18 protein-coding genes are annotated in these 25,004 nt (G+C 63.5%); 8 read left to right on the top strand and 10 right to left on the bottom strand.

Annotation, left to right across the window (positions count from 1 at the left end; all coding sequences use genetic code 11):
• Positions 1-77: 77 nt before the first annotated feature.
• From RIN13_RS11255 to RIN13_RS11240, 4 genes are all read right to left on the bottom strand, one after another.
• Entirely contained in the window at positions 78-839 is a 762-nt protein-coding gene (locus tag RIN13_RS11255) for a carbohydrate ABC transporter permease (protein WP_375164763.1), read from the bottom strand.
• Between the two features lie 53 nt (positions 840-892).
• Complete coding sequence (locus tag RIN13_RS11250) at positions 893-1,864, bottom strand: sugar ABC transporter permease (RefSeq protein WP_309107424.1); 972 nt, start codon at positions 1,862-1,864, stop codon at positions 893-895.
• A gap of 95 nt (positions 1,865-1,959) precedes the next feature.
• Positions 1,960-3,210, bottom strand: a complete 1,251-nt coding sequence (locus RIN13_RS11245) for an extracellular solute-binding protein (protein WP_309107423.1) — start codon at positions 3,208-3,210, stop codon at positions 1,960-1,962.
• Between the two features lie 138 nt (positions 3,211-3,348).
• A complete protein-coding gene (locus RIN13_RS11240) occupies positions 3,349-4,353 on the bottom strand; it encodes a LacI family DNA-binding transcriptional regulator (RefSeq protein ID WP_309107422.1) in 1,005 nt (334 codons plus the stop codon).
• Positions 4,354-4,653: 300 nt separating this feature from the next.
• On the opposite strand from RIN13_RS11240, the gene RIN13_RS11235 reads away from it, so the two are divergent.
• Positions 4,654-8,106 carry a LamG-like jellyroll fold domain-containing protein gene (locus RIN13_RS11235; RefSeq protein WP_309107421.1) on the top strand — a complete coding sequence of 1,151 codons (3,453 nt, stop codon included), beginning with the start codon at positions 4,654-4,656 and terminating at the stop codon, positions 8,104-8,106.
• Between the two features lie 28 nt (positions 8,107-8,134).
• Here RIN13_RS11235 and RIN13_RS11230 read toward each other — a convergent pair whose 3' ends face one another.
• From RIN13_RS11230 to RIN13_RS11205, 6 genes are all read right to left on the bottom strand, one after another.
• Positions 8,135-8,425, bottom strand: a complete 291-nt coding sequence (locus RIN13_RS11230; RefSeq protein WP_309107420.1) for a PEP/pyruvate-binding domain-containing protein — start codon at positions 8,423-8,425, stop codon at positions 8,135-8,137.
• A 44-nt stretch (positions 8,426-8,469) separates the two neighbouring features.
• The gene (locus RIN13_RS11225) at positions 8,470-9,735 is read right to left on the bottom strand and encodes a low temperature requirement protein A (RefSeq protein ID WP_309107419.1); all 1,266 of its coding nucleotides are present in this window, start codon (positions 9,733-9,735) and stop codon (positions 8,470-8,472) included.
• A gap of 14 nt (positions 9,736-9,749) precedes the next feature.
• The gene (locus RIN13_RS11220) at positions 9,750-11,066 is read right to left on the bottom strand and encodes a GNAT family N-acetyltransferase (protein ID WP_309107418.1); all 1,317 of its coding nucleotides are present in this window, start codon (positions 11,064-11,066) and stop codon (positions 9,750-9,752) included.
• A gap of 101 nt (positions 11,067-11,167) precedes the next feature.
• Positions 11,168-12,064: a DNA/RNA non-specific endonuclease gene (locus RIN13_RS11215; RefSeq protein ID WP_309107417.1), complete on the bottom strand. Its 897-nt coding sequence runs from the start codon at positions 12,062-12,064 to the stop codon at positions 11,168-11,170.
• A 96-nt stretch (positions 12,065-12,160) separates the two neighbouring features.
• The gene (locus tag RIN13_RS11210) at positions 12,161-13,162 is read right to left on the bottom strand and encodes a hypothetical protein (protein WP_309107416.1); all 1,002 of its coding nucleotides are present in this window, start codon (positions 13,160-13,162) and stop codon (positions 12,161-12,163) included.
• Between the two features lie 145 nt (positions 13,163-13,307).
• Positions 13,308-14,312, bottom strand: coding sequence for an aldo/keto reductase family protein (locus tag RIN13_RS11205; RefSeq protein ID WP_309107455.1), 1,005 nt, complete (start codon positions 14,310-14,312; stop codon positions 13,308-13,310).
• A gap of 243 nt (positions 14,313-14,555) precedes the next feature.
• Here RIN13_RS11205 and RIN13_RS11200 point away from each other — a divergent pair, with 243 nt between their 5' ends.
• The 7 genes from RIN13_RS11200 (at position 14,556) to RIN13_RS11170 (ending at position 24,992) form a co-directional block, all read left to right on the top strand.
• The gene (locus tag RIN13_RS11200) at positions 14,556-16,178 is read left to right on the top strand and encodes an anchored repeat ABC transporter, substrate-binding protein (RefSeq protein ID WP_309107415.1); all 1,623 of its coding nucleotides are present in this window, start codon (positions 14,556-14,558) and stop codon (positions 16,176-16,178) included.
• The gene (locus tag RIN13_RS11195; RefSeq protein ID WP_309107414.1) at positions 16,165-17,166 is read left to right on the top strand and encodes a choice-of-anchor M domain-containing protein; all 1,002 of its coding nucleotides are present in this window, start codon (positions 16,165-16,167) and stop codon (positions 17,164-17,166) included. Before RIN13_RS11200 ends, RIN13_RS11195 begins: the two co-directional genes overlap by 14 nt.
• Complete coding sequence (locus RIN13_RS11190; protein ID WP_309107413.1) at positions 17,163-18,014, top strand: anchored repeat-type ABC transporter ATP-binding subunit; 852 nt, start codon at positions 17,163-17,165, stop codon at positions 18,012-18,014. Before RIN13_RS11195 ends, RIN13_RS11190 begins: the two co-directional genes overlap by 4 nt.
• Positions 18,014-18,922, top strand: a complete 909-nt coding sequence (locus RIN13_RS11185; RefSeq protein WP_309052762.1) for an anchored repeat-type ABC transporter permease subunit — start codon at positions 18,014-18,016, stop codon at positions 18,920-18,922. The genes RIN13_RS11190 and RIN13_RS11185 overlap by 1 nt, the downstream gene beginning before the upstream one ends.
• Before the next feature lie 87 nt (positions 18,923-19,009).
• Entirely contained in the window at positions 19,010-19,732 is a 723-nt protein-coding gene (locus tag RIN13_RS11180) for a TIGR03769 domain-containing protein (protein ID WP_309107412.1), read from the top strand.
• Positions 19,733-19,816: 84 nt separating this feature from the next.
• Entirely contained in the window at positions 19,817-24,049 is a 4,233-nt protein-coding gene (locus RIN13_RS11175) for a TIGR03773 family transporter-associated surface protein (protein WP_309107411.1), read from the top strand.
• Positions 24,050-24,104: 55 nt separating this feature from the next.
• A complete protein-coding gene (locus RIN13_RS11170) occupies positions 24,105-24,992 on the top strand; it encodes a helix-turn-helix transcriptional regulator (RefSeq protein ID WP_309107410.1) in 888 nt (295 codons plus the stop codon).
• Positions 24,993-25,004 lie beyond the last annotated feature (12 nt).

The following is a 25,004-nucleotide window of genomic DNA, read 5'->3' as shown; positions in this document are numbered from 1 at the left end:
ATTCCTGTCAACGGGTAATGGGTGGCTCAACGGTTGTGGGCGGGCGTGAGCCAGGCGAGGGGGCGGTGTGGACAGACTCAGTCTTTGACGGCGCCGGCCGTAACCCCTGCTGAGACGTACTTCTGAGCCACCACGAGCAGGACGGCTGCCGGGATGGAGGCGACCACGGCCGTTGCCATGATGGCATTCCATTGCTGGTTGTTGTTCCCGATGTAGGCGTAGATGCCAAGGGTGATGGGCCGCAGGGCACCGCCGTTATTAAGGGTCGATGCAAAGATGAAGTCGGACCAGGCCCAGAGGAAGGCGAACAACGAAACGGTGACCACTGAATTTCTGCTGACCGGCATAACGATGGAGCGGAAAGTGCGCCAGTTTGATGCGCCGTCGATCTTCGCAGCGTTCAGCAGTTCCTCGGGGATTCCGGACATGAAGGCTGAAAAGATCAGCACAGCAAACGGAACCGCGATGGTCGAGTCGGCCACGATCAGCCCCGGAAGAGTGTTCAGAACTCCCATGCCCAGATAGATGGCGTAAAAGCCCATGGCAATGATGATGGCCGGGATCATCTGGGCGATCAGCATGAGGAAGTTCAAGAGCCCTGCTCCGCGGGGGCGTAGCTTTGCCAGTGCAAAAGCAGCCGGGGCCGCCACAGCAACAGTCAGGATCACTGTGCCCAGCCCCAGGATGAGGCTGGTCCCCAGGAAAGGCATCTGCTGCTGGATGACAGCCGAATAGCCTTCGAAAGTCACGTCTACGGGAAACAGGCTCGGTGGGGATTTCCTCATGTCCGTGCTGGGCGTCAAGGAGACGTTGATCATCCAGTACACCGGGAACAGCATGATTGCTGTGAGGACGATTCCGAGAATGGTCTTGAAAGAAGAACGGCGGGTACTCACTGATTTTCCTGTCTGCTCTGCACACGGATATAGATGAAGCCGAAGACCACCGCGAGCACGATCAGGAGGTTTCCAATGGCTGCTGCGGGACCGAAGTCGGGGAGGACCGAGCCAAAGCCCAGCTGATATGTCCAGGTCGCCAGGGTGGTGGACGAACCTGCCGGACCGCCCTTCGTCATGATCCAGATGATGTCGAAGACCTTGAGGGTATAGACAAGGCCCAGCAGGATGGTGATGGCTGAAACGGGCCGCAGCAGCGGAAGGGTAATGCGCCAGAACTTCTGCCAGGCGTTGGCTCCGTCGATGGCGGCGGCTTCATATACATCGGTGGAGATTCCCTGCAGGCCGCTGTATAGGATCACAAGGTTGAACGGCACACCGATCCAGATGTTGGCGATGAGAACGGCTACGAGGGACCAGTCTGGTGAGGTGAGCCAGTTGATCTGAGGCATCCCCATAGCTGTGAGGGCCGCGTTGACTATGCCCGAATCGCTGTTGAGCATCCAGGACCAGGTGGAGGCGGAGACAATCAGCGGCAGCAGCCAGGGCACCAGAAACAGAGCCCGCAGTGTGCCGGAGAGCCGGAACCCTGAGTGGAAGAACACGGCCAGCGCCAGGCCAATCCCGAACTGGAAGACAATCGAGACGACGGTAAAAGTGGCCGTGTGGGAAATGGCTGGCCCAAACGTGGGTGAGGTGAAGACCTCGATGTAGTTGTCCAGCCCTGCGAAGGGTGCGTCACCTTGGACGAAGCTGCGGACGGTATAGGCCTTGAGGCTGAGTTCGATGTTCCGGTAGAGCGGGTAAGCATAAAAGGCAACCAGGTAGACCAGCAGGGGTGCCAGGAAGGCTGCCGCGGACCAGCGGGTCGACGCCGCCGCCCGCCGCACCCGGGTATCCACGGCGTCGGCTGTCACGACGGCCGGGCGTACTTCCCGCGGCGCGGTCCCGATGTTCACGGGTGACATGGTGATTCCTTCTGTTGAGGTGCGGTCATTTGACGCGGGCGCCGCGGGCGCAGAGAGACTTGGTTCCCTGCGCCTGGACCGCTACGTCATCACCACTATTTTGTTGCGGCGGCCGCGGCCGTCTGTGCGGTCTTGGCTGCATCCTGAGGGCTGACGGATCCCGTTATCGAAGCCTGGACAGCCGTCCAGAGCTGTTCCGAGATTTTGGGGTACTTGGTGCCCAGGTTGTCGCTGGTGCGTCCCTTGGCGGCAGTGACGGCGTCAATCCATGGCTTCAGCGTTGCATCGGCTGCCAGTTGGGCCTTCTGGGCATCCTCGGTGGGCGCGATGTAGTTCAGTGTGTTGTCGGTGGCAACCACGTTGGAGGCATTTGTGAGGCACGCGATGATCTTCTTGGACGTTTCGTAGCGCGCTGTCTCCTTCTGGACAGGGATGGTCAGGAATTCTCCGCCGGTCGGGGCGGCTGCGGCGCCGCCGGACTTCGCTGGGATCGGCATGACCTTGTAGCCGGCCTTCGCGGCGTCTGCTTTCTGCCAGGTTCCGTTCTCGGCGAAGGCAAAGTCGCCTGCCATGAATTCCTGCCAGCTTGTTGTCTGAGTGTTGTTGATGACCGAGTTGGGAGCGTGCCCCTGTTTGATCCAGTCCGTCCACAGAGCCAGGGCGGATACAGCGTCGCTGGAGGAAAGGTCGTCGAGCTGTGCTCCCGAGCCCCAGAACCACGGCAGGAACTGGAAGCTTCCCTCTTCCGTTCCGACGGCGGAGAACGTAATACCCTTCTTGCCGGCTGCCTTCACCTTTTCCAGCGCTGCGTTCAGGGACGCCCAGTCAGTCACGGAGGTCGCGTCAACGCCTGCTGCTTCGAGAACCGTTGGATTGTAGTAGAGGGCAAGCGTGTTTGCTCCGATGGGAACGCCAAACGCATCTCCATCGATTTCACCTGCGGCCAGGAGGTTGGCCTGTGTCTGGGAAGCGTCCAGGCCACTGTCCTTGGCGGAGGTCAGCACGCCTGCTTCAGCGAGTGTGGAGACAACTGGATTGTCCACCAGCAGAACATCGGGGGAAGAGCCTTGCTGGCCGGCCAGCAGGGCCTTGCTGGTCAGATCGCTGGTGTCGTAGGCAGTCCGCTTGATCGTGGCCCCGGCCTCCGAGCCACATTTATCGATCGATCCCGCCCAGGCTGACGAGGCATCGTACTGGGGGTAGGGGTCCCAGAAGGTGAATTCGCTGCTGCCCGTAGACGTTGCCTGAGACGGACCTGAGGCGCAGCCGGCCAGCCCGCCACCGGCCAGAACGGCCAGGGCAAGGACAGCGGCGGATCTGGCCTGGATTGATTTCTTGTAAAACACGGTAATCCTCTCTGAAAAACGTGCAGGTGTAGGGTGTGAACGGGATTTTGGGGATGCTGTAGCTGGGGAGGCTTCTTTTTTGGGCGTGGGAGAGTAGCTCGCGGTCCCTGCGAGGTCCGCGAGGTGGGGGCGTACTACTTAGCGGACCGTGCCCCGGTCCACAAGTTCGGGGGCGACAAAGCGGACGAGGGGTTCGCCCGCCTGGTCTGGATTATTTATCCGTTGTATGAGCCGCTCGACTGCCATCCGGCCAAGTTCGCCAGGAGAAGTCTCGACGGCGGTGTACGGCAGTGAGAAGTCCCGTCCGAACTCCTTGGAGTAAAGACTGACTACGGACAGATCGGTTGGAACAGACATTCCACGGTTGCTGAGGAACGCGGGCAGCGCTGCGATGGTCGCATCGTTGTGGACAATCAACGCGGTCGCGTCGGGCCGTGAACTCAGCATTGCCTCCAGGCTGGTCTGAATGGCAGGCTGCCGTGATTCGCCGTAGTAGGTGTGCAGGTGGATGCCGTACCGGGCTGCCCGCTCCTGTGCCGCATCCCGGAAACGCCATGTGTATGCTGCGCCGCGGTCAAAGACATGCTTCGGCGGGCAGAGCAGCATGATGTCGCGATGCCCCAGGCCGTAGAGCTTGTCTACGATAACCCTGGCGGCTTCCCCGAAGTCGAGGTCGAAGACGTCCAGGCCATACGGCTCGGCCGGGAGTCCGATCAGTGCGCCGGGTTGGCGCGCAGACCGCATCACCTCGATTCTCGGATCGGAATGGTGGATGTCCAGGAGGACCACTCCGTCGACCATGTTCGACTCCGTCACCCTTCGCAGGGCCGCGGCGCCGTCGTCCTCAGTGATCATGAGGATGTCGTAGCCACGCTCCCTTGCCGCGCTGGACACGGACATGACGTATTGCATCATTGCCGGCGCGAACTCGTCGGCATTGAAGTGAAGCAGAAGCCCCAAAACCATGGTTTTCTGGCTCGCCAGTGCGCGCGCTCCGGCGTTAGGGGTGAAACCCAGGTTCTCCACTGCCGCCCGGATGCGTTCTTGGGTCTCCGGGGAGATGGAGCGTTTCCCCGAAAGGGCGTACGAGACAGTGCTTCGCGAGACACCAGCCTCACGTGCCACGTCACCAATGGTTGCCAAGGGTCCTCCTGCGTCGAATCGGTTCGCTAAATATAGACTCGATTTTTGATTCTGGCAATGACGTGTAGTCGAAACGCGTGAAATCGAGTCCCGGAACGTCTCACAAGGTCGGAGAAGGCCAGAATAAGGTCGAATTCGGTTCAGCCCTTGTTACCTCCATCACTCATATGTACACTGCTCGAACCGGTTCGACAGCGTTTGGCGGCAACTCACCCCTGGCTATTTCAACGGGATTGATGATGACGTCCTTTCCAGCGCTCAGCACCCAACGACTGCCCCCAACCAAGAAAGCGATACTCGGTGAAACGACAACAACGTCCACTCCCCAGCCGTGTCCTCTCCGCGACCCTCGCCGGCGCATTATGTGTAGGCGCCGGGCTCACGTTTACTGGCCCTTCGGTAGCCCAAGCTGCCCCGGCCCCGATGATGGTGGCCGCGGCTGATGTGCCTCTTCCCGATGAGAGCCTGATCCTGCACTACGATTTCGAAGCCAACCAGGTGGCCGGCTCTACGGTTACGGACCTGTCCGCCAAGCACCTCGACGGTGCGATAGCGAACGTAGCCAACGCCACGTTCGTGGATGGGCGCACACCGGGCACGAGGGCCATCAGCCTCCCCGGCGGTGCGGCAGGTTCGACGACGGCGCCCTACGTCACAGTGCCGAACGGGCTCTTTCAGAGCGCTACGGCGATGACGGTGTCATCGTGGATGAAGTGGGATGGCGGCGCTGATTTTCAGTGGCTGTACGGACTCGGCAAGGACCTGAACAACGCGACGTTCCTGACGCCGTCGTTCGCGGGCGATTCCAAAACGCGCTCCTCCATCAAGCCTGTCAACGGGACATCCGAAGTGGGTGTTTCAGGAAGCAGCAAGATCCCGATAGGCACCTGGGTCAATGTGACCACCACTATCGACCAGCAAACCATCACGTACTACCTCAACGGCATAAGTCTGGGGACGAAGCCGGCAACGGTGGACCTGGTGGCGAAGATGTACTCGGCGACGAACACCACGTCCGGGGCCCTGGGTAAGGCGTTTTGGGGAGGGCACCCTTTCTTCGACGGTGCGATCGACGACTTCAGGGTCTATTCCCAGGCGCTGAGCCCGGAGCAGGTGCGGACCCTGGCCGGTGACTCCGTTCAAAGGGCGGACTTCACGGTGGACCTGGGAACCAGCACCGGGCCCTTCCACGGCGGAGCTTCAGGCACCCTGTACGGGGTGTACGGCGAGGGGCTGCCTTCAGCCAATCTCCTGGAAGCCATCAAACTGCGCACTGTCTCCACCAAGGCCCAGGACGGACCCCAGCACCCCGGAGCCGACGCCCTGGAAGTGGTCAAACCCCTTGCGGATGCCTCCAACGGCGATGTGTACATCTACATGACCGACATCTACCGCGGCTTCCCCTACCAATGGCCCGGGAACACACCGGAAGAACGCCTGAACGACTACAAGGCCAAAGTTGCTGCCCAGGTCGATCAGGTACTGCAGCTTCCCGTCGAGTACCGGGACAATATTGTTTTCGTGCCGTACAACGAACCCGAAGGGAACATGTTCGGCACAAGCACGTGGAGCTACAACAACATCAGCTGGCTGAACGACCCGCAGTACTTCTTCAAGGCGTGGGATGACACGTACAAGCTCATCAGGGCCAAGATGCCGACGGCCCGGATCGGCGGCCCCAATACGAGCACGCTTTACAACCAGGTGGAAGGTTTCCTTAAGCACACGGTGGCGGCCGGAACGGTGCCGGACGTGATGACCTGGCATGAACTCAGCGCTCCGCAATTGATCCGCACCAATGTTGCCCGTTACCGCGGTTGGGAAGATAGGGCGTTCGCCGGCACTGCCCTGGCCGGGAAGCATCTGCCGATCAACCTCAACGAATATGCCTTCAACTACCACACGTCAGTGCCGGGGCAGATGATCCAGTGGTTCTCCGCCATCGAGGACTCAAAGGTGGACGGCGACATCGCCTACTGGAACATTGACGGCAATCTCAGCGACTCGGCCGTCCAGGCGAACCGCGCCAATGGCCAGTGGTGGCTGCTGAACGCCTACGCCCAGATGTCCGGGGATACCGTGAAGGTCACCCCGCCCAAGCCCAATGTCAGCTACACACTTCAGGGCGTGGCAACTCTGGATAAGGGCAAGGCGCAATCGCGCATCCTCCTGGGTGGAACCAGCGGCAACCAGCATGTGCAGGTCAACGGAGTGGATCCGGCAGTGTTCGGCAGCAGTGTGCACGCCCTGGTCAGGGAGATCGGCTGGAGCGGGCAGTTGGGTGATTCGGCCCAGCCGTCGGTGGTTGGCCAGCTGAACCTCCCGGTGACCAACGGCTCTATCGGCTTCGATTTCGGTGCGCACCTGCCCGCCCTCAACGCTGATTCCTCCTATGAGATCATCCTCACTCCTGGCGCGAAAGCCTCCACCGGTACCCCCGCAACCACGTTGTGGAAGGGAACGTACGAGGCCGAGAACGCCGCCTTCACCGGAACCGGTTACACCAAGAACGGGCCGGAAGGCACGCCGTCGGCCGTCTCGAAGTTCTACACCTCAGGAAACTACAACGTCGGCGGCCTTCGCACGGATTCCGACATCAAGCTGAACTTCGATGTCACCGTGCCGCAGAACGGGGACTACGATCTCAGCGTCTTCGCAAACTCTCTGAACACCTTCGGGCTGGTCCAGGAACAAGGGCCCACAAACGTGTTCCTCACCGTCGACGGCGGAGCGGAGCAGGAGATGTACCTCCCGCTGGGTTACAAGTGGGTGGTCTGGGACCACGCAGACACCAAGGTGAAACTGACCGCCGGGAAACACACCATCTCCCTCTCTGCGAAGAACCTTGCCGGAACCAAGGGGACCAAGGGCGATGCCATTGTGGACAAGATCGACCTCACCCTGAAAAACCCAGCGGCGGCACAGACCGTATATGAAGGCGAAAACGCAACCCTCAAGGGGGCAGTAGCCGACTACACCCGTACCGGCGTTTCCGGTTCGGGAACGGCACGCATCACTCAGGGCCAAAGCGCCACGTTCTGGGTCTACTCTGCAGCTGACGGCGAAGCGGAGCTCTCCTTGGACATCCTTGGCACCGGTACTGCGAACATGAGCGTCAACGGCCAGAAAGTGGCCGAAGGGATCACCGGGCCGCTCAGCAAGCCGGTGTTCCTCGCAGGAGGCATCAACAAGGTCCAGGTAACAGCTGATTCGGGCACACTCTACGTGGACCGGGTCCGTACCGGGGCATCATCCGGGAAGCTTACTTCCACCGCCTATGAAGCCGAGGCGGCTACGCTCTCCGGTTCCGCCGCCATCACCAACTACCTTCTGGCCTCAGGCGGCAAGGCAGTGACGAACGTTGGTGGAGATCCTGACAACACCAACACCCTCACCTTCGAAAACGTCCAGGCACCAGTGGCCGGAACGTACGCGCTGACCGTGCGCTACTCCAACCAGGAGCAGTCTCCGGCCACGCACTACAACCCGGACCCGCTGGCACGCCATGCCGAAATCCAGGTCAACGGCGGAACCACCAAGCGCGGCTGGTTCCCCCACTCATTTCACGCCGACAACTTCTGGGAGCTGACAATCCCCGTGGAGCTGGCAGCAGGAACGAACACCATCAGGTTCTCCTCCCAGGAGTTGCCGAACTTCAACAGCACCGAATTGCTCTCGGCGTCCGCTCCGGAACTGCTGAGGTCAAAATACGCACCAAACATCGACCGCATCCGGGTGACCGCCCTGAAGTGACCTGGAGTTTTTCGTGAATAAAAAGGATTCACGACCCATCCAGACCCGCTAGCAAGGAGGGAGGGGAGGCCACAAAGCCTCCCCTCCCTGATTCGCGTGCGCCACAGGGCAGCGCCCTTAGGCGATAGTTGTGCAGCCTGGCACAGAGGCCGCCTTCCGCCAAAAGGGTGGCAGAGGCGTCGGTGGTGACAACGAACCCTGCCGGTACCGGAAAGCCTTGGCGCACCAGTTCGCCGAGGTTGGCGCCTTTTCCTCCGGCCAGGGCAAAGTCGCCGGCGCCAAAGTCGGCCAAGACGCCGATGGTCTTCTTCTCGCTCATGTGGGGCTCCTGAAGGGAACTGGCTGGTCCCTCACAAGCTACGCTCAGCTACCGGCCTCGGCCACCCTTGAACGCAGGCGTTCCAGTGCAATCTTCCGGCGATGGGCCGCTTTCGCCCGAGGATGTTCCTCGACGACAACTGCGAAAGCCAAGGCGGCACAAATCACCAGCATGCATACGGGAACGGGCACCCCAGCGGCAGCCAACCCCACGCTGAGGCCGAGCAGAAGCACCACCACCGCTGCCACAGCAATAGTTATCCGGTCAAAGCCCAGCATGGCGCTGTAGAGCCACGTCAGCGAGACCTTGAAGAGTGCGACAGGAACGGCCATAGTGGCTACGGCAACGGCGGCACTGATATGGGCTTCGTGGTCAATGAAATAGGCGGCAACGTGGAGACCTGCGCCAGTTGCGGCAATCGCGGCAAAAATCGGCATGTGCGCGTAGCCGAAAAGAAAAGAACGGTGCCGCTGCAGATGCAGTGACTGGCCCGTCGGCAGGATGAAGTAGATCCACCACATCCCGAAGGCGATGGCAGTCCCGGCAAAGCCCGCCACCGCAGCGTCCAGGCTCCATCCGTGGTTCGCGACGATCGCACGCAAGGTCTCGATGGCCCCGATAAGGCATTCGCCCAACGCGATGATGGCCAGGAGTCCGTAGCGTTCCGCGATGTGGTGGGCGTGCCAGGGTGTCCTGACCTTCCGTTCGGCGAGGGAAGGGGTGGCCATCTCCAACACGAAGAGCGGCACCATCATCAGGAAAGTGGTCAGGATGCCGGCCTGGACGATCATCACCACGATCCAGCCGAGCTGTGCCAGCACAAGATACTTCGCATAGTTGAGGCAGGTTTGCCGCCTTTGCGGATCCTGCCTGGCAGCCCGCAGCCACTGGGAGACGAGGGCCAGCCGCATGATCACGTAGCCGGCAACCATCACCGCGTTGTCAACATGGCCGCCCTCCACGAGGGAGTGAAACATCGGCTCGATCCCCATGGCCAGGATCAGGACGCCCATCATCTGCACCATGGTGACAACCCTGAAAATCCAGTCGTCCGTGTCGTATGCGCTGGCAAACCAGCTGAAGTTGATCCATGCCCAGATCACGGAGAACATGGCGAAGCCAAAACCGAGGAGGCCCGCACCGTAGTGCGCCTCGGCAATCTCATGGGCAAATTGGCTGCCGGCAACGCCGAAGGCAATCACAAAAGTGAGATCAAAAAAGAGCTCCAGCGGACTAGCGGCCCTGTGCTTCTCCCCGGGATCCCGGCCTCCCATCCGGATGAGTGCATGCCCGAGTGGGTTCGTGGCCATAAAAGCGCCTCCTGCTATACGCGGCCGAGGGAGTCGATGTCCTCCAGGAACTCAGCGTAGACCTCTTTGCTGACGGTGGTCCGCGTTTCCCCGATCGCGTCCAGGTAGTCCTGGGTGGCCGGACCCTTCCGGACGGCCTCCCGGACCGAGGCGCTTCCACCGGAAGCGAGCCCGCCGTCGTCGTACACTGCTTTTTCGAGCGCCCGCTGGGACGCACTGCGCGCAGCGTACTCGATGTCGGCCGGCGAGAAGCCTTCGGTGCGGTCCACGAGGAGTTCGATATCGACGTCGTCCACCACTGCGGGAGGGATGAAGCGCTGCCACATGGCTTCCCGGGCGATGCGGTCCGGAAGGCCGATGGGGATGACGTAGTCGAACCGGCCGTGGCGCAGGAACGCACTGTCCAGGGCGCGGATGAAGTTGGTGGCGCAGACCAGCAGCCGGCCCGGCTGTTCGCGGAAGGCCGGGATGATCTTGAGCAGTTCGTTGGTGACGCCCTGCAGTGGGGACGGCGGTTCGCCGGAGCGCTGGGCCGCAATCTCCTCCACCTCGTCAATGAACACCACGGCATGCTCCAGCTCCGCGATTTCGAGGAAGGTTTCCCGCAGCGCACCCGCCAGCCCCTTGGGATCCGAGGCCAAACGGGAAGGGAACACCTCCACGAACGGCCACTCCAAGCGGGAAGCAATGGCCTTCGCAAACGTGGTTTTGCCGGTACCGGGCGGTCCGAACAGCACCACAGCGCGGGGCGGCACCACACCGTATTCGTCGGCGAGATCTGCCTCGGCCAGCGGAAGGACCAGGCGCCGCTCCAGCAGTTCCTTCTCGTTGTGCATGCCGGCGACGTTCTCCCAGAGGTTCCGGGCCAGGACGCGGCCGCCCAGCAGGCCCAAAGGCTCCAGTTCTTGGCGCGCCACGGGGATTTTGCGTTCAAAATAGCGAAGGTTCTTCTTGAGCTGGAAGCCGCGGCTGAGGAAAGCCTCCACACGGGTTTCGGATTCCGGCATCAACGCGGAGAGCTTGTTGAGCCCGTGCGGCGCCATCCGGTTTTCGACGGCGGCCAGCAGCGAAGTGCCGATTCCACGGCCGCGGAATTCGGGCAGGGTGGCCAGGAAAACCACCCACCCCTGGTCATGGGCGGCGCGTCCGACGGCGGCACCCACCACCTGCTCGCCCTGCACAGCCACTACGGCGTAGTCCTTTTCACAGGAAGCCAGAACTTCAGACAGGGCATAGACGGGCTCGACGTTGGTGGCCTTGAGGGATTCCCATAAGTGCAGGATCCCGTCCAGGTCGGCCGAATGAAAATCCCTGATCCGCCAGGTGGTCATGAGGTGTCTCCCGCGTGGTTCGTCGTTGAGCCAATGAGTGCCCTTCGAGCATATGTGACCGGAGGTGACGCCGCGCGGATGAGACGTTTCGCGGTAGTGGGTTACGCCGGGAAATCGAAGTCCAGGTCAAGGTCTTCCGGGGAGTGGAGGCGCCGCCAGGCCGAACCTGTGCGGGCTGACGGCAGGGCAGCCGCGATGGGCATCCTGTCCAATGCGGTCAAGTGCGCGAGTTCCAGCCCGGTCAAGGCAGCGATGTCCCGGATAGGTACCTGGAACGTCCGGAACGGTCCCAGCGGGGGAGCGTCTTCCTCGATCCCGGGGCGCGGCACATCCGGCAGGTCTGCCAGTTGTGGTGTCTGGTCCACGACGTACCCCGTCGCAGCCAAGGCCCCGCTCTCGACAAAGACGGCGACCTTGAAGAACTGCAAAGGGATCTCGACACCCCGGTATACGGGATCGGCCTCGTTGAAGATGGGACCTGTGAAGATGACGAGACGCCGGCGGTTGTCGGCTGCGTTGTCCAGCAGGTAAGACTCCAGGCCGAGCCAAAGATCCAGGCCCTGGTTGAACTTGGCCGCCTGTGGCGCAGCGTTTGTGTAATGGAAGGTGTCTTCATTCGCCGTAGCGGCTTCTGCCAGGGTCTCACCCCACACAGCTGACGCCCTGCGGACCAGGTGACCCCGGTCGATGTCGTTGCGGGCGTAGACCCTTTCGCCTGTCTGCTGATCCTCGGACAACCGCGGGTCCAACCTCCATTGGATTCCATCGCGGTCCAGCTCCATTAGCTTCTCACCGTCAATTCCGAGCGCCGTTACGGCGGCCAGCCGCTTATCCAACCGCATCAGAACTGAGAAGTGTGTGTAGGGAAGCAGGGCAGTGGCGACGTCGTCCAGAGTGGGGAGGGGAACGCGGGTCCCGAGGAATTGATCGTCGTATCCAGCCCGGTCAGAGAGATCGTTCACCATCAGGGACTGAGGCTCAGGCAGTAGCTGGTTCATCCGCAGAACGTATCAGCGGCAGGTGACAGTAACGTGAACGTAAGCTGCACGGATGCCGAATTGACCCAGTGCCGTCACGACCAGCGTGCACGCTGTTCATGTCTTGGATCCTGATCGGGCGGTTACTTCCCGGAGGAGCGACCCTGCCAAGGCGATTGCCAACGCCAGCAGTACAGCGGGTACTGCTCTGCCCGGAGCAAGGGCAGCTGCGAACACGCCGGCACCCTGCTCCGACATCGCCTGGAGGTCCCCGGCGTACACCCGTGTGCCCAGCGAGCTGCCGATTGCAGCGAACATGGCTGGAGTCACCCAGAGGAAAGCCAGATTCAGCGGCCACACCAGCAGCCGATTCATAGGCCGAAACCCGCACCATGCCAGTGCCGCACCTACCAGCACCGCTGGCAACCAGCGCCACAGCACGGGCACCATGAGAGGCACGTTGTGAACCCCGACGAGGTCAGCGACGCTGCTTTCTGCCCAGAAGACAAAGGGCACTGCCATGATGCCCATTCCGAGGGCAGCCACGGCCCGGGCTCTTGCTGCCAGCAGCAAGAGCGCAACTACGCTTGCCACGATAGCGGCACCAACCCCTGCCAGCAGTCCGGCCAGGTAGAGGTGAGACCTTGGCCCGGGTGCCAAGCCATTTCCGACCACCAAAAATGCCTGAGCCGTCGCAGTGACCTGGACCAACAGCAGGCCAGCTGCTGCACTCAACACAGTGAGCCCGCGCCGTTTTGGCGACCAGCATCTCAGTGCCAGCCCGGCTGCAGCTCCGCCTGAGGTCAAGAGGCCCACCAGCGCGACGGCGTCGTATTGGCTTAGTGGCAGCAGTGCCAGCGGCATCTGCGCGGGCAGTACCTCTGATCCCCAGAGGTTCTGCAGAGGCAGCCGGGCCCCCGTAATCAGCCACGGAACCAGAGTCAAGATTCCAGCCAGCAACCCGATAAAAAAGGAGATCGTGAGCAAACGGACGCTGCCCCTTGCTGGCTGCGAATGCGCCGGCCTGGTAGCTGCAGTGGCAGCTCCGTTGGGTACAGCTTCGGCAGCGTCAGCGTCACCAGTCATGGTTAGGGAAGCTGCTGGATCTGGCCGGCTCATGGAAGCTCCTTCGGTTGGCAGCGGAAATCCGGGCGCCCCTGGACCAGTCCTGGGCGCCCGGATTCATGTCCGCCAGAGACCAAAGGCATCTGACTGAATATACACCGAATGGATAAACTACTGCTCCTACGACAGCAAGGAATTTCTATACGTCGCGGAGGTTCGGGGAGACGGTCTTTGCGGGATCCCTCTCAGCGAGGGAGCCGATGGCGTCGTCGATCTGCTTCATCACGGCCGGTTCGAGCTTTACGCCGGCGGCCTTGACGTTCGATTCCACCTGCTCGGGGCGGGAAGCGCCGATGATGGCGGCAGCAACGTTCGAATTCTGCAGGACCCAGGCGATGCTCAGCTGGGCCATGGTCAGTCCGGCCTCCTCCGCGATGGGCTTCAGCTTCTGTACACCGGTGAGGACGTCGTCCTTCATCCAGCCCTTGACCATGTCGGCGCCGCCCTTCCCGTCCGTGGCCCGGCTGCCCTCCGGCGCCGGTTGGCCGGGAAGGTACTTTCCAGTGAGCACGCCCTGGGCCAGCGGTGACCAGACGATCTGGGACAGGCCCAGTTCCTCCGACGCCGGAACAACCTCTTCCTCAATGACCCGCCACAGCATGGAGTACTGCGGCTGGTTGGAAATCAGCTGGATGCCAAGGTCCTTCGCGAGGGCATGGCCAGCCCGGATCTGCTCCGCATTCCATTCGCTCACGCCGATGTAGAGTGCCTTGCCCTGCCGGACGACGTCCGCGAAGGCCTGCATGGTTTCCTCGAGGGGAGTGGAGACGTCGTAGCGGTGCGCCTGGTAGAGGTCCACGTAGTCCGTCTGCAACCGGCTCAGGGAACCGTTGATCGATTCCATGATGTGCTTGCGGGACAGCCCGACGTCGTTCTTCCCGCCAGGGCCGGTGGGCCAGAAAACCTTTGTGAATATCTCGATGGATTCGCGCCGTTCACCCTTGAGCGCCTCGCCCAGGACGCTTTCCGCGGCGGTGTTCGCATAGACGTCAGCGGTGTCGAAAGTGCTGATGCCGGCATCCAAAGCCGCCTGCACACACTGGGTGGCGACGTCGTTTTCCACCTGTGAGCCGTGCGTGAGCCAGTTGCCGAACGTGATTTCGGAAATTTTGAAGCCGCTGTTTCCCAGATACCGGAATTCCATACTGTTGAAGCTCGCTCTCTTGAATTGAACAGTCATTTCCCCACGCGCGCAGCGGATAACACTACGGTTGCGGAGGTTGTCTCCAACCTAAGTGCTTCCCGTCCCGGGATAAACCCCTTTGCCTGTCCCTGCTCTTCCTAGGACTCGGAAACCTACCCTCGCCATTATTTGGCCTTCTCCATAGTTGAGAATGATTATCATGTGCTTTAGAGTCGAGAAGTTCCCCTTCGACCGAAAGCAGCCGTGCCCTTCATCGCCCTTTCACCTCGCCACGCCTCTGCCGCACCGGTCGCCGTGCTCGCTGTCCTTGTGGGTCTGCTCCTCACGGGTTGCGCGCCCCCCGTGCAGTTCAGTGTCCAGGACCCGCGGCTAAAGGTCATCGCGACGACGGGAATCATCGCTGATATCGCCCAAAATGTAGCGGGGCAGCGGGCAGTAGTGACCTCGCTCGTGCCTCCAGGCGCGAGCGTTCACTCCTATGAGCCCACTCTGCGCGACGTGCGTTCCATCGCATACGCGGATCTGGCGCTCTCGAACGGACTCCTCCTCGAGGAGCACCGCATCATCAAGGCTCTGGCGGCGAACCTGCGTCCCGGTGTCGGCAACGTGACGCTGGGCGAGGAGGCCGACAAGCGTGGTGGCAAAGTCATCCCCCTCATTGAGAACCTCACGCTGGATACGGTGTGGCTCGGGATCCGGGCGCGGGGCAGTGGTGCGGCACTTGGGGCGACAGCCGGATCCGACGTCGAGCTCCGCGCGGCCGCGGTCGAAGGGCCCGGCCGGCTAGTCGCATACACCACCGAGACACTCGGCGCCCGCCGTATGTTCATTGACTCAGATCGGATCGCTGCCGATTCTGCCGTTCTGCCGCCCAACGCGCACTCGCATATGAGCTGGGCCTTCACAGCTCCCGGTGTCTACCGGCTCACGCTCGCCGCGGCTGTCCGCGGGGAGGCCGGGGCTACGCCGGTGGCTGTCGGGGAGTCGACGTACACGTTCGCGGTCGGCGTGGCGCCCGAGACGGCGGCGAAGACGCTGGCTCGTGCGCACCCCGGGGTCGATCCGCATGCGGTTACCGTCCTCGAGGGAGGCCACGCCGATGTCTCCGTGGACCTCGACGCCGGCCACCTCGATCTTTACGGCGATGTCCACGGACGGCAGGGCGATCGGGTGAGCTATGATCCGCAATCGACGGTGATTGAGGTCCCTAATAAAGCCATTCAGGAGATTCCCAGCGGACCCGGTTACCGCTTTCTGGGCAGCCCCGGCGACCGCCTCTACCAGTTGCCCCAGGCGGTGCTTGGCAAACACGTCCATGGCGAGCTTGACCCACACTTGTGGCAGAACGTCAAAAATGCGAAAGCATACGCGCTGACAATTCGGGATGCGCTGGTGCTGCGCGACCCGGATGGCAAAGCAACATACGACGCCAATACTGCCCGCTACGCCGCCGAACTTGATGCGCTCGACGCCGAGATCGCCGCGAGCGTGAGTGCGATCCCGCGGGAGCGCCGACAGCTCGTAACCACCCACGACGCCTTCGCCTACTTCGCGGACGCCTACGGCCTGACAGTCGCAGGTTTTGTCACGCCAAGTCCCGTTGTCCAGCCGAGCGTCCAGGACCGTCGCAAGCTTACCGAGACCATCCGCAACCTGGCGGTCCCGGCCGTCTTTCTCGAGCCAAACCTTCTCACCCGAACCTCGGCATTGACCTCGATCGCCCGGGATTCCGGCGTGGCCGTCTGTCCGATCTACGGTGACACGTTCGACTCCACCGTCACCACCTATGCAGCGATGATGCGCGCCACAGCAGACTCCGTCTCACGCTGCCTCAACCCGGAAAGCACCACCTATGAGAAGCATTAAACATCTCCTCACCTTGCTGTTCGCGGCTGTCCTCGCCAGCGGTCTGGCCGGCGGGACCGCCCTGCTTGCACCGGGCACGCCGCTTGTTGCGCATGCTGCCAGCCCCGCGCCTCCGGACGGTCGTGTGGTGGTTGACCGGGGGCACGTCGACCTCGCTCCCCGCTTCGTCGACGGTGCGTGGCGTGTCCAGGTTCGCGATGGCACCCTCGAACCATCAGTGTGGCGTGAGACGGACGATGTAGTGTTCCACGTTCGCGATACCGCCGAACTGACCATGCCGGATGACCCCGCCTACGCGTTCGTCGGAAAGGCTGCGGGGCAGGCAGTTCATGTGGTACCCCAGACGGAGATGCCAGGAGTCGTCTGGATCGGTTGGAACACGCAGGATCCGGGCGTGATTGAGGGTGTTAAGCGGCAGATTGCTTACACACTCGTGGACGTGGAGGGCCCCGGCGATCTCCTGCTCTACCTCCAGAGCGGCAACCTTACGGCCCCGCAGGTGCTGTGGGATTCGCGTGAAACCGGGCTCCAGGATATCTTCATGGACACCAACGTCCACACTCACGGGAACTGGATCTTTACGGAGCCGGGCACGTACCTGCTCACGGTCGAATTCGCCGCCGAACTCGCCGACGGGACACCCTTGGTGGACCGGAAGGTGCTGCGCTTCGCCGTCGGCGACTCAGCGGACACTCAGGCGGTGTTCGACGCCGTTCCCGCCGCAGCCGAGGGGAAGACGGAAACCAGGGGCAACAAAGGCGGGGCCGAGGCTGCGACACTGGCGGGAACGGGGCCGTTCGGCCTTCCTGCAGAAGCGGTGACGGCCGCTATGACGGGGGTGGGTGCCGTCGGAATCCTCGCGATTGGGGTGATCGTCGCAGTCGCGGCCGTGCGTGGACGACGCGCCAAGGCAGCCGCAGCGGCGGAGCTTGTTCATGCCCGCGGGCCCGAACGGGAGCCCGCCAAAGCCGGGGAGACGCGGGCGTGAGCGCCTTGGCTTCCGGAAATGCCGCCGCAGGAGGATGCGTTCTTGGCCCTCCTGCCCCGCTTATCAAGGTTGCGAACCTTGCCGTGCGACTCAGCGGGCGGGAGGTGCTCACGGACGTGGATCTACAGGTCAGGGCCGGAGAACTCGTGGGACTGGTAGGCCCCAATGGCGCAGGTAAGACGACGCTCCTGCGCTCGATCCTCGGGCTCGTGAAGCCATCGAAGGGTTATGTGCACGTCAGCGCGGCGCGGATCGGCCGGAGCCGCCAGCGGCTCGGCTACGTGCCGCAGAAGCACGAGTTCGCGTGGGAATTCCCCATCACGGTCGAGGACGCCGTTATGACCGGCCGCACTGCAGCCCTGGGCTGGCTGCGGCGTCCCGGCCTCGAGGACTGGCGCGCTGTCAACGCCGCGCTCGACCGCGTCCAGCTGGCCGATCTGCATCACCGCACGGTGGGGGAGCTCTCTGGTGGGCAGAAGCAACGCGTCCTGGTGGCCCGCGCACTGGCCCTGGTGCCGCAGGGTCTCCTGCTCGACGAGCCGTTCACCGGGCTGGATATCCCTACTCAACAGCTTCTCACCGGGCTCTTCGAGGAACTGACCTCCGAAGGAACGGCCATAGTGATGGCAACCCATGACCTGGCCGGCGCCGTTGCGGATTGCACGCGCCTGTGCCTCGTGAACCGGACCGTCGTGGCCGACGGGACGCCGGCCGACGTCGTAGCGACTGACGGGTGGATGCGGGCCTTTGGTGCGCAACCTTCGCTGGGAACCCATTCCCGGCGAGGGTTTGGAACCGGGCCAAACACTGTGCTGCCTGCCGAACAGACCGAAATGGTGGGTGCCTGATGTCCTTCGCTGATTTCCTCGCCGATCTGGCTAACCCGGACCTCGCCTTCCTCCCGCGTGCGCTGCTCGTGGCTGTCGCCTCGTCAGTACTTTGCGGGATCGTGGGTAACTTTGTGGTGTTGCGGGGCATGGCCTTTATCGGCGATGCCGTCTCACATGCCGTGTTTCCGGGCCTCGCCGTCGCGTTCGTCCTTCAAGGCAATCTGATCCTCGGTGGAGCGGTGGCGGGAGTAGTCACGGCACTCCTGATCGCAGTGTTCACTCAGCACCGCCGGCTGCGCGAGGATTCGGTCATCGGTGTGTTCTTCGCTGCGGCGTTCGCTCTGGGTATCGTCGTGGTGAGCCGCGCGCCAGGATATTCCGGCTCGCTTGAGTCCTTCCTCTTCGGCTCGATCACGGGGATCCCGGATGAGGACGTCATCACGGTTGCCGTAGGCACGGTCCTCGTTCTCGGCGTTCTGGCCGCGCTGCACAAGGAGTTCGTGGCCGTGAGTATCGACAGGGATATGGCGCGCGCGTCGGGGCTGCCCGTGATGTGGCTCGACATGGCACTCTATGTGCTCGTGACCATCGCGGTGGTCCTTTCTCTCCAGACCATCGGTACCATCCTCGTCCTCGCCCTCCTCATAACACCGGCCGCAACCGCGCGCCTGCTCACAGACAGCCTGGGCCGCATGATGCTCCTCGCGCCGCTCATCGGAGGAGGCGCGGCAGCAGTGGGCCTCTATGTGTCATGGAGCTGGGACCTGCCCGTCGGCGGGACGATCGTGCTCGTGGCCACCGGACTGTTCGTCGCGGCATGGGCTGCGGCGCCCCGGCATGGAATCCTCTGGCGTCTGGTCCACCGCAAGACGCCGAACCCGCCCGATCAAGTGTCTGAGCCGGCTGAATTGACTAAGGCGGCGTAAACCAGTAGGGTCCAGCTTGTTTGAGAATCATTCTCAATAACGATGGTCATCCACCGTCCGCACACCACTCGCACCAGAAAGGTGCCCATGCTGCACTCTTCCATTTCGGTCTCCTCATCCTCAACGTCCGGAGCGCACACACCCACAGCGACAGTAAGGCCCCGCAGGTCCCTGGGGCTTGCCGGGTCAGTGGCCGCCGGCGTCGCGGCGCTCGTCCTCGCATTCGGGGTCCCGGCCGCTAGTGCCGCGACCTACCACGTCTCACAAGGGCATGCTGACATTGCCCGCGCGAGCATCAACCCCACGGCAAACAAGCTCATCCTGGGCCTCAACCATGAGTACACGGGCGCGTACTACACGGCTGCCCAGGTTGCTGCGTCGCCCACCAAAGAACCGGTGGTCGACGTCGTGGTGACCCAGCGTGAGGGCTCTTCGTGGGTTATCAAGGCCAACGACTCCAATCCGTCCCAGCTCCTCGCGGGCTTCGCCCTGTCCGGCTCGGAAGCACCCGAGGGGATCGGCGCCGAGGGAGTTCTCGTCAACGGTGACCGCATTGCCTACAGCGTTGTCCCGGCGTCCGGGAACCCGGGCAGCGTAAGCGTTGTGTTTGATTCGACCCAGAACGTTGTTTCCTCGGGAACCACACACACCGCGAGGGTGGCAGACGTGACGGCCCCCGAGGCGCTCCACGTCCACCCGAAGTGGACCTTTTCCGCAGCGGGTACCTACTACGTGACCATCAAGGCCTCGAACGTTGAGGGCAAAGTAGCTGCGTCCGATCCTCTGACCTACAAGATCGTCACCAAATAGTCGACGGCGGGTGCCGGGATTCTCATCCCGGCACCCGCGGGGCATCCCGCCCCAAATCCCACCCGCACCCTGGAAAGCCACAACGTGACCCGCTTAAGACCCCTCCGCACCGCTTCCGCCGTGGTCCTCCTGACCGCCGCGCTGCTCAGCTCCGTCGCGGGGGTCCCGGCGTGGGCCACCGAGCCGGCTCCTGCACCCGCGCCGCCCACGTCCACTGCTTCCGAGCCTGAACCGGTTGACCCGGCTCCAGCCCCGGACCCAGATCCGGCCACCGAGCCTTCAGGCCCGACTCCCACACCGGACACAGATCCCGCCCCTGAACCTTCAAGCCCGGCTCCTGCCCCAGCGCCTTCCGTCGACTCGAGCACGCCGGCGCCGTCCGCGTCTGAACCGCTCACCCCGACAGACCCAGCCGTGGGCGCAGATCCTGACGCCGCCACCGGGCCGACTGCAACTGCAAAGCAGGGCGAATCCTCGGAGTCCTCCGGGCTGCGGACGGTGCGCACGAGCGCGGGCGACCTTCCTGTTCTCGACCACGGCCGCGTGAGCCTCGCACCCAAGATCAACCCGTTCGCGGGCAACCCGCTTGTCGTTGAGACGATCACGCCGGGCTACGGTGTGGACACGGAGCATTGGGGCTCCGGTTTCAACGGCGATTACCGGAACCAGCAGTTTTTCCCGGCCGGAGGCGCGGTCCTCAACATCCCGGCCGCGGATCGCGCGGACGATGGCACCTACACCACACCAGGAATGGCCCTGGACGGGACAGTAGGCACCTCCGGGCTGACGCCGGTGGATTACGCGACAGGGCAGAACGCGCGGCTCTTCCTCCAGACCCACTTGCTGAATGGGCAGGCTGACTTCATGATTCCGGATGCGCAGCCGGAGATCAACCGGCGCTCCACGGCCACAACAGACCTGAGACCCAGCACGAACGGGTACCTGGCCCTGACCGGGGCTTTCACGCCTGAAGGCACTCACGCGACGGTGACGGGGCGGGGCCCGGGCGGGGTGGCGACGTCGGCAGGATGGGACACCCGCACACTCGGCTCTGACCCCGCACAACCGCGGCTCGGCATGAGCCCGAACAACTCCATCTACGCACTCCAGGCCGGCTTCAGCGCTCCGGGCGTCTATTGCCTCACCATCGAGATGGCACCCGTCCTGCGCAGCAGCGGCAACCAGCCCGCTCCGAGCACGGCAACTTACACGGTGGTGGCCGGGGACCTTCCGGCGACGGTTCCAATGTGCAGCGCCGGAGGCAGGCCTGATCCTGTCCCAGGTGACGGTGGCCCCGGCCCGGGCGGGCCCGCTGAGAAGCCGGTGACTGTCTTCACCACTGGCCATGTTGACGTCCGCGCCCCGCTGGCCAACGACGGCGGGTCCCTTGCCCTGCTCATCGACGCCGGTACCTACGGCCGCATTCCCTTCCGTGACGTTGTTACTTCCGGGCTCGAGCAAACCACAGTTCCCTCACCCAGCGCCGCCTCGGACCTGTCCGCGATAGCACCAGCCGGCAGCCCTCTCTGGTTCTGGAGCGAAGGAGGAGGCAACTCCTCGACACATCTCTGGCCGGGTGTGAGCGGGCAGGACTTCGTGCCGGGATCTATGGGCCCCTACTCGTCACAGGACCTTAGCCTGATGGAGGTCCGCGGTCCCGCAGGCGGTTCGTTCGCCCTCTACGACAGTCGGGCTGTGACCGAACGTTTCGACCCGTCGTCGCTCCTTTGGTCCACGCGCAGCGGGCTGCCGCAGAGCCTTTCCGTGGGAGCCGCTAACCACCGCCACTTCACGTGGGCGTTCACTGCAGAGGGCAAATACTGCCTGGCCATCAACGCCAAGATGCTCAAGGGTGACGGCACACGCGTGGGCCAGGACGCCCGCCTGACTGTCTGGGTCGGCGATCCTGCCAAGGCCAAGGACCAGGTCCCGTGCGACCGTCCCGCCGGGCTCGACGGCCTGGCCACGCTCTCACACGGCAAGGAGCCTGTGGCCGTAACGGAGCCCGACCGCAAAGTGGCGGACACCGGGCTCGTGGCACTGGAACCCCGTCTCGATGAAGGAAAAATTGCAGTGGGCGCACGCGTTCACACCACCACCACGGCGTCTGCCCGGGACGTCGATCCAAGCCGGATCGTCATCTCGAGCTCAGTCCGCAATGGCACCAACTATGTCTTCGGACCCGACGGCGCATGGGGTGCGCCCGGTCTGCGCTTTTCAACGGACCGGCTCGACCCCGCGGGGATCGTAGGGGAGGCCGGGGTTAGCCTGGGCACCGTAATCGGGCCGGGAACTGTTACGGCGGAGCGCTCGACCGGCGCTGTCCTGTCCTCCGATACCTCAGCGGGGCGGACCCAAGCGGACCTCGCCCCGCGCTCGCTCAACATGCTGGTGTGGAGCTTCTCTGCGCCCGGCGTGTACTGTGTCCCACTCACATTTTCGGCTGTTCCTAAAGTAACGGGGGCAGCCTCGAGCACGACGACGACTCTCACCATCGCGGTAGGGAGCACCACGCCGGGGGAGCCTGACTACGTCAACCGTGTCGCCGTCGTACCCTGCGCGTCCGGCGGGACCGGCACCGGGCCGGCCCCGGCCCCAACGCCCAAACCGACGCCGGATCCCGGCACGGGCACGCAGCCCAGCAACGTGACCGTCATCGGTGCTGGGCACCTTGACCTGGCGAGCCGCCAGCTGGGCGGCATGTTCACCACCCAGGTTAAGGACTCCAGCCAAGGCACCGTCGTCTATCGTGACCCTGCCAAGACCGTCCTGCAGGTCCGCGATGCAGCCCGCAGACCTGTCACTGCTGGCTCGCCGTTCGGGTTCATCGGCACCGAAGGCTCCACTGCCTATGTACTGGGGCAAAGCGAGGAGGCAGGGCTCATCTGGCCCGGCTGGTCCACAGAAGAGGTCCCAGAAGCCGGGGACGTGACATGGACGCTCAAGAAGCTTGGCACCACAGGCAGCGAGGGTGCGGCACCCGGGAAGATGGCCTTGTACCAGCTGGGCACGTTCGGCGCAGCTGCAATGAAGTTCAACACCACGGACGGTACGAACCAGTTCACCATTCCGTCCGGCGTCCACCAGCATGGCACGTGGGTGTTCTCCCACCCGGGGGTGTACTGCATGGCGTTCAATCGGACTGCAGCCACGGGTGCCAGCAGTGACTTCACCGTCGCGTGGACCGTGGGCGAGTCAGTGGACGCATCGACGGTGGATCCCGGCGACTGTTTCGCGGGGAAGTCCATCGACACAATCGACGGCGGCGTGAAAACCGCGCCGATCGTCTCTACCAGTGCGGTGCCTGATGCTGCACAAGGTGCGGCAGGCGGCCGGGCGGTTGCGGGCAGCCCCGTGGGACCCGGCACGGTCTGCCTGCCCGGTGCGCCTGCGAAGGCGGGCGGTGCCCTGCCCGGTTGGCTGGAGGAATCCGAAACTGGCAAGGCCAGCACATCCGCCGGGGCCGGGATCGCGGCCGGCGCAGCAGTGATCGCCGCCGGGCACGTGGACTACGCGACCCGCGTGATTGACGGGCGCCTGCGCTCCTTTCTGAAGGACGGAACCACCGCCGTGCCGGCCTGGCGGGAGCCGGGCGAGGTTGTCCTGAATGTGGGAGCCAGCGCTGCCACCCGCATACCGGAGGGCGCATTCGGCTTCCTCGGCGAACCTGGAGCGATCGTGTACCAGTTGCCGCAGACGCAGGCCGCAGGCCTTCCATGGCTGGGGTGGAACACCCAATCGCTGGGGTCCGATGTGGTGGGGCCCGTGACCTGGTCGCTCGATAACGTAAGCGGCCCCGGTGCTGTGACCATCTATGAACTCGGCGCGTTCGGAGAACCCGTCCAGCTCCTCAGCCCGGGGCGGAGCCTTTCAGTGCCGGTTGGCGTCCACGCGCACGCCACCTGGGCGTTCCCCGCGGCCGGTGAATACAGACTCACCATGACCCAGTCAGCCACACTCGCGAACGGCAGCCGCAGCTCGGACACGCAGGTGGTCACTGTCATCGTTGGCAACAGCGGGAACGGCGAGGCTCCGGCGGCCGGGAAGCGTACTGCCGGTCTTGTAGCCGGGCCGGGTACTTCCACGGCCGGCTGCCTGCCCGCTGGGGCTTTTGCTGCTCCTGCCGCAGACGCAGCACCGGTTAGCGCAGCCGTTATGACCGGGACCCGCCCGGGTACCGGCGCCGCTTCGACTGGAGACCTAGCACCGTCGCCCGACGGAGTGCCGTTGTGGCTGTGGATCGCCATGGCAGCGGGTCTTATGCTCCTGGGGGCTGGCGCTGGCGGTGGGACAGTCTGGTTCCTGCGCCGTCGGTAGCTGTTGTTGCCACGAAGTATGAAAACCACGCTCTGACCCATGGACAATGGAAACCATGGGTCAGAGCGCTGAGTTTGGAAAGTTCCTGAAGGCAATGCGGTCACGGTTGAGTCCGGAGCAAGCCGGAATAGGAGCGACGTCCAGCGCCCGGCGTGTGCCTGGTCTCCGGCGCGAGGAGATCGCTCGCCTGGCCGATGTCAGCACGGACTACTACACCCGGCTGGAACAGGGCAGGAACATTCATCCCTCCCGGGCGGTGCTGGATTCGGTAGCCCGGGCGCTGAGGCTGAATCCCAGCGAACACGCGCACATGCTTGACCTTCTCGAAAACTGTGAGGAGTCTTCGCCGATACCGGCACAGGGCGTCCGGCCTGCCTTGCTGCAGCTTCTCGACGCCGTGGGAAATGTGCCCGCCCTGGTTCTGGGGCGCCGGACCGATGTTCTTGCCGGAAACCCTCTTGCGTTCCTGTTGCTTGCCGACTTCCCTGCCATGCCCGAAACGGAGCGGAACCTCACCCGCTGGCTCATTCTTGAGCCCTCCGCGCGGGAGCTCTTCCGGGACTGGAAGGCAGTGGCATCCGAAGCCGTGGGAACTCTTCGCTCGGATGTCGGACGGCACCCCAACGATCCCCAGGCCAATCAGCTCGTGGGCGAACTCGCAGTGCGCAGCGAGCACTTCCGCCAGTGGTGGGCAGGGCACCGGGTGGCCAAAGGATCGGCCGGCGTAGTGCGCCTCCACCACCCGATCGTGGGCGACCTGGAACTGAACTTCGAAGATTTGGCACGCCTGGACGATCCGGATCAGGTGCTGCGGGTGTTTTCCGCAAAGCCGGGATCGCCGTCGGCCGATTCCCTGCAACTGCTCGGCAGCTTCGGTGCCGGGACGACGGCCCCCAAACCTTCGCAGGCCGTAGAAACGGACGCGTCTGCAGGCCAGGGCTGACAGAATTGTGAG

Source organism: Arthrobacter sp. (genome assembly GCF_031179985.1).
GTDB lineage: Bacteria > Actinomycetota > Actinomycetes > Actinomycetales > Micrococcaceae > Arthrobacter.
Note: the sequence above shows the minus strand (reverse complement) of the source record. Positions and strands in the feature narration are given on the sequence as shown.